Consider the following 6,100-nt stretch of genomic DNA (forward strand, 5'->3'; position numbering starts at 1 on the left):
TGCGCACCGTGGCCACCGGCCCCGACGGCCGGCTGGACACCGCGGACCTGCGAGCGGCCGTCGAGCGCGACCGCGCGGCCGGCCTGCTGCCCTTCCTGGTGGTCGCCTCGGCCGGCACCGTCGGCGCCGGCGCGGTGGACGGGTTCGGCCCGATCGCCGACCTCTGCGAGGAGCAGGGCCTCTGGATGCACGTGGACGGCGCGTACGGCGCCTTCGGCCGGCTCGACCCGGCCATCGCCCACCGCTACGCCGGGCTGGAGCGCGCCGACTCGCTCGCCCTCGACCCGCACAAGTGGCTCGGCGTCCCGGTCGACTGCGGCTGCGCGCTGGTCCGCGACACCGAGGAGCTGCGCGGCACCTTCAGCCTCGTCCCGTCCTACCTGCGCGACGAGTCGGCCGGCGCGCTCGGCTGGTTCTCCGAGTACGGCACCGAGCAGACCCGCCCCTTCCGGGCCCTCAAGGTCTGGGCCACCATCGCCCACAAGGGCCGGGCCGGGCTCGCCCGGGACATCGCCCGGTGCACCGCACTGGCCCGCCGGCTCGGCGAACTCGTCGAAGCGGACGCGGAGTTGGAGCTGCTCGCCGAGGTGCAGACCTCGATCGTGGCGTTCCGCCACCGCGCCCCCGGCCGGGACGGGGCCGCCCGCGACGCCCTCAACCGCGACCTCCCCGCCGCCGTCCAGCGGCGCGGCCGGGTCTTCGTCACCGGCGCCCGCCTGGACCGCGCCGAGCTGCTCCGCGCCTGCCTCCTCAACGCCGCCACGACGGAGGCCGACCTCCACCTCCTGCTCGCCGAGGTCAAGGCCGCGGCCCGCGACCTGCTCGGCTAGACCACCGGCGGCCCGGCCTCCCGACTCGGCCCCGCGCGTTCCTCCCGTAACACCCCGGCGCGGACCGTAACCGGCCGGTCACGACGGATGCCCGACCGGGAAACACCGGTCGGGCACGGTGGTGGCATGGAGCATTCGAAGCCCTCTCCCCTCCGTGCCCCCGCCGGCCCCGGTGCCCGCCGCACCCACCGCTGGCGCCGTGACACCGTCGAACTCGCCGCCGTCTTCCTCTCCGTCACGGCGGCCGACCTCATCGCCAAGATCGTCGTCCACGGCCCGGACGGCCCGGTCGTCGTGGCCGCCTCCGCGCTCGCCCTGCTCGCCACCGCCCTGCTCCACAGCTGGTGGTCACCGCACGCCCCGCCCCCGGTCGCGCTCTGGCGGGTGCGCACCACGGCCCTCGCCCACACCGGCACGACGCTCGCCGACCACCGGATCACCCTGCTCTCCGTGCACCCCCACCCCGCCGCCGACGAGCTCTACCTCCGCACCGAGCACCCGGTGACCCCGGCCGTCCTGACGACGCTGCTGACCGCCACCGGCCACACCCTCCAGGACGCGCCGACCCGCATCGCCTGAGCCGTCGCCTCAGGCCGGGCCCGGGTCGTTGGGGTGCGGTTCGAGCGGGGTCACCACGACGGTCATCCACGGCCGCAGCGGGAGGCTGCCGAGCACCTCCGCGCGCAGCCGGGCCTCGTCGGCCGCCCGCCAGACGCCGATGCTGCGCCGTTCGCCGACCGGGCGCCACAGCCTGGCCAGGTGGCCGGTGGCGGCGAGCTCGCGGGCTCGGACGGCCTCGGCGGCGCGCCGCCGGTCGACCTCCTCCTCGGCGGTGCCCTCGGGGACGCTGGTGGTGATCTCGACCAGGAACTCCTGCACGGTCCTGCTCCCTTCTCGCCCCCCGCCCCGCCCCCGCCCCCTCATCGTCGGCCCGGCACCCGACCGCCGCCACGACCGGCCCGCGCCCGGTGGGCCGGCCGGGCGAATCCGGAACCGGCCTCCGGCGGCCCCGCACCCGGCGCGGGCCCGGGATCCGGCTCCGCCGGCGGCGGCCCGAGGACGGCGGCCACCGCCGGCGGCGGATTCCCGGGAGGCGTCAGCCCTTGTCGGCCGGCTGCACGACGCAGACGGCCTCGCCGAGCATCGGCCCGAAGCCGCCGAGCAGGGCGCCGAGCACCTGGTGGCAGGTGGCGGCCTCCTCGGGCGTCTTGGGGCCGTTGCTGTCGGCGGCGGCCGACTGGGCGAGGGCGAGCGGCAGGGCGAGCAGCAGGGCGCAACAGGCGGTGGCCAGTGCGGAGTTCTTCACGGACATCGGAAAGCCCCTTCGGAGGAGACGGGATCGGCGGAAAAGCCGAGCCATCCCTATCCGAAGGGGCTCCCCCGCTCACGGATCCTGAGCCATCCGTGAGCGTGTCCACATCATCCGATCAGCGGCCCGGGAGCTCCCCGGGGCCCGTCCGTTCCACCTCCCGGATCGCGGCGGCCAGCTCGGCCACCCCGTGCTCCCGCAGCACCCCGTAGTGGTCGCCCGCCAGGTCGACCACGGTGGGCGGGGTCGCGGAGTAGCCGGTGCTGCCCTCGATGAACGAGTAGTCGTCGCCCGCGGCCTTGAAGACGGTCACCGGCGCCTCCAGCCGCCGCTCGGCGAGCTCGCGGAAGCTGTACTCGAACTCGTAGGTCTCGCCGACGATCCCGGTGATCCGCCGGATCAGCTCCTCGTCCAGCTCCGGCAGCATCCGGTGCACGGAGGCGACGAAGGTCGCCTCGTCCACCGTCTCGGCCAGGCAGCGCTCCAGGTCGGGGCCGCTGATCCGGCCGGCGAACACCCCGAACAGGATGGTCAGGTACGCCGGGTTGGCGTACGAGGCCTCACGGCCCCACGACCGGGCGTCGTCCCGGCGCACCTTCGGGTTGCCGGGGCAGATCAGCAGCAGCCGCTCCACCCGCTGCCCGGCGCGCTCCAGCTGCCAGGCCGCCTCGAAGGCGACCCGGGCGCCGAAGGAGAAGCCCCACAGCGTGTACGGCCCCCGCGGCTGCACCCGGCGCAGCTCGGCGACGTCGGCGGCGGCCATCTCCCGGATGGTCGGGTACGGCGTCTCGCCCGGGTTGACACCGTGCGCCTGGACGCCGTAGAAGGCCCGGCCCGCACTCGCCTCCCGGCCGAGCGGCCGCAGGTTCATCGGGTACCCGCCCAGTCCGGGCCAGCAGAACACGGCCCGGTCGGCCGCCCCCGGGTGCAGCGGCACCAGCCGGGAGGCCGCGCTCCCGCCGGTGCCCCCGCCCGCGCGCTCGCCGCCCTCGCCGCAGGCCCGTTCGACGCGCGCGGCCAGGTCGCCCAGCCGGGGGCACTCGAACAGCACCTGGAGCGGCAGCGCGACGCCGAACTCGCGGTTGATCCGGTGCACCAGGGCGACGGCGATCAGCGAGTTCCCGCCGACGGCGAAGAACTCGTCCGTCACCGACACCTCCTGGTACCCCAGCGCCCGCCCCCAGGCCTCGGCCAGCCACCGCTCGTACCCGGTGGCGGGTGCGACGTACGCGCCGCGCACGCCGGCTGTGCGGACGGCCTCGGAGGCGGCCAGCGCCTTGAGGTCCACCTTGCCGTTCGCGGTGAGCGGCAGGGCGTCCATCACCAGCACCCGGTTGGGCAGCATGTAGTCGGGCAGCAGGGTGGCCAGTTGGTCCTTGATCAGCTCGGCCGGCCCCTTCATGTGGACGGTGTCCTCGTGCATGCCCTCGCTGCGGATCTGCTCCTCGCTCACCTTGCCGCCGAGGAAGAAGTAGGACGGTCCCGGGGTGATGCCGCGGCCGGCCAGGATCTCGTCGATGCGGCGCGAAGCGGGCAGCGGGTGGCCGGACTTGGAGCTGTAGCCGGAGGACATGAAGCCCAGCCCCAGGCCGTTGCGCTGGAGGCGGTGCAGCTCGGCGCCGAGCACGATGTACCGCAGCCACTCCTCCTCGGCGCGGGCGACGGCCGTGATGCCGAACGAGGCCCGGGCGTAGACCGCCTGGTTGATCGCGATCACGTGCCGGGACTCCACCACCTCCTCCGAGACGTGCGTCAACTCGCCGTCGGCGTACCGGTAGAGGCCGCCCGGCAGGCCGTCCAGCCGGCCCTCGTGGGCCTGGACGTACAGCTCGGTGCCCTCGTCCCGCGCCGGGCCGCCGGCCGGGACGACCGCGAAGGCGCCCAGGTAGTGGTCCTCCTCGGCGACGTCCAGCCGGCCCTTGGCCGCCGGGTCGAGGCCGATCGGGCGCACGTCCAGCCCGTACTCGGGCAGCACCTCCGCCAGGACGCCCAGCATGTGGCCGGTCTCGAACTCCAGCACCTCCCGGATGTTGTTCTTGTAGACCGGCTCGATGGCGCCGTGCTTCCCGGAGAAGTGCAGCGTCAGGTAGGCCCCGCCATCCGGGCCCGGCCGCGCCCCGGCGGGGCCGATCCGGACCAGGACGTGCTCGACCGGGTGGTAGTAGTACAGCCCGGCCGCGAGCCCGTCCAGGCCGCCGGTCTCCAGGTACAGCTGGGTCGCGTACAGCGCGCCGGGCGAGGCGTAGGCGTACTTGGGCAGCAGCCGCTCCTCGCTGTGGAACTGGCCGAACCACCGCAGGACGCGGCCGAGTTCGGGCAGGCTCAGCAGTTCCAGGTCGCGGCCGAAGGTGCGGGTTGGGCGCGGGGCGAACAGCGCGGTGAGGTCGTCCCGGGTGACCGCGCCGCCGTCGTAGAAGCGGTAGCTCTTGCGGGCGAAGGCCTCCCGGCGCTGGGCGTCGGTCTCCTTCCGGCCGGGCAGTTCGACCCGCTCGCGGCCCGCCAGCCGGGCCCGGTCGCGCAGGCCCGGGTCGGACAGCTGGGCCTTGACCTGGAGCTTGCTGGCCTTGGACTGGTGGTGGCCGCCGTGGCTGCCCTGGTCCATCAGGGCGGCCTCGCGCGGGTTGAGCTCGACACAGGCGACCAGGTTCGGGTGCCCGGTGCGGTCGTCCCCGGTGACGACCGCGGCCGAGCGGCGCACCCAGGTGTGCTCCTCGATCGCGCGGGCGATCTCGTCCAGCTCGACCCGGTACCCGCGCAGCTTGACCTGGTTGTCCACCCGGCCGGCGAACTGGAGGGTGCCGTCCGGGTTCCACCGCACCAGGTCGCCGGTGCGGTACAGCCGCTCGCCGGGGGCGAACGGGGAGCGGACGAACCGCTCCGCGGTCAGCTCCGGCCGGTTCAGGTAGCCGCGGGCCAGCTGGACGCCGCCGATGTACAGCTCGCCGACGCCGTCGGCGGCGACCGGCCGCAGCTGCTCGTCGAGGACGTGGCACTGGGTGTCGGCGACCGGTCGGCCGATCGGCACCGAGCCGGCGCCGTCGGCCGGATCGGCCGGGTCGACCAGGTGCCAGGTGGCGTTGATGGTGCACTCGGTCGGGCCGTACAGGTTGACCAGCGCCGCCTGCGGGAGGGCGCGGCCCAGGTCGCGGGCGAGCCGCCGGGAGAGCGCCTCACCGCCGGAGAACACCCGGGTCAGGCCGGTGCAGTCGGCGAAGCCCTCGGTGTCCAGCAGCGCCCGGAGCAGGGTGGGCACGCACTGGAGCGCGGTCACCCCGTGCCGCCGGACGGAGGCGACCAGCGCCTCCGGGTCCCGGTAGAGGCCGGGCGTGCCGGCCGCCACCCGGGCGCCGACGGCCGGGGCGAGGATCTCCCACTGCGCGGCGTCGAAGCTCATCGGGGTCTTCTGCAGCACGGTGGTCCCGGGGTCGAGGTGCCCGGCGGAGCGCATCCAGCGCAGCTGGGAGACCACCGAGCGGTGCTCGATCATGACGCCCTTGGGGCGGCCGGTGCTGCCCGAGGTGTAGATCACATAGGCCAGCGACTCCGGCTCGGCGGCCGCCTCGGGCGCTTCCTCCTGTGCCTCCTCCGCCGCCGCTTCCGGCAGCCGAGCGGCGTCCTCGCAGGCCTCGAAGGTGACGACCGCGGTCCCGGCCGGGACCAGCGCGGCCAGCCGCTCGCGCAGGTGCGCCTGGGTCAGCACGATCCGGGTGCCGCTGTCCTCGACCATGTAGCGGATCCGGTCCTCGGGGTACTCGGGCGACAGCGGCAGGTAGCCGGCCCCGACGTACAGCACGCCCCAGGCCCCGGCGACCAGCTCGACGGACGGCTCGACGTACAGGCCGACGCAGCCGTCCGGGACGGCGCCCAGGCGGCGCAGCCGCGCGGCCAGCCGGCGGGCGGTCCCGGCCAGCTCCTGGAAGGTGAGGCCGCCGCCCTCGCCGAGGACGGCCGGCGCGCCGGG

The 6,100-nt window shown here is 75.3% G+C and carries 5 protein-coding genes; 2 read left to right on the forward strand and 3 right to left on the reverse strand.

The window, feature by feature from the left end; all coding sequences use genetic code 11:
• Together AE652_RS33205 and AE652_RS33210 are read left to right on the forward strand one after the other, a co-directional pair.
• On the forward strand, positions 1-830 hold an 830-nt coding region (locus AE652_RS33205; RefSeq protein WP_049658390.1), incomplete at its 5' end, for a pyridoxal-dependent decarboxylase.
• A 126-nt stretch (positions 831-956) separates the two neighbouring features.
• Positions 957-1,409 (forward strand): hypothetical protein, encoded by a 453-nt coding sequence (locus AE652_RS33210; RefSeq protein ID WP_049658391.1) that lies wholly within the window; start codon positions 957-959, stop codon positions 1,407-1,409.
• A gap of 9 nt (positions 1,410-1,418) precedes the next feature.
• Here the strand turns inward: AE652_RS33210 and AE652_RS33215 are convergent, their stop codons facing one another.
• From AE652_RS33215 to AE652_RS33225, 3 genes are all read right to left on the reverse strand, one after another.
• Complete coding sequence (locus AE652_RS33215; protein WP_049658392.1) at positions 1,419-1,709, reverse strand: muconolactone Delta-isomerase family protein; 291 nt, start codon at positions 1,707-1,709, stop codon at positions 1,419-1,421.
• 217 nt (positions 1,710-1,926) lie between these two features.
• Positions 1,927-2,142, reverse strand: a complete 216-nt coding sequence (locus tag AE652_RS33220) for a hypothetical protein (protein ID WP_049658393.1) — start codon at positions 2,140-2,142, stop codon at positions 1,927-1,929.
• 115 nt (positions 2,143-2,257) lie between these two features.
• Positions 2,258-6,100: amino acid adenylation domain-containing protein (locus AE652_RS33225; RefSeq protein WP_049658395.1), on the reverse strand; the 3,843-nt coding region annotated here is incomplete at its 5' end.

The sequence above is a fragment of the Kitasatospora sp. MY 5-36 genome, assembly GCF_001182915.1.
Lineage (GTDB): Bacteria > Actinomycetota > Actinomycetes > Streptomycetales > Streptomycetaceae > Kitasatospora.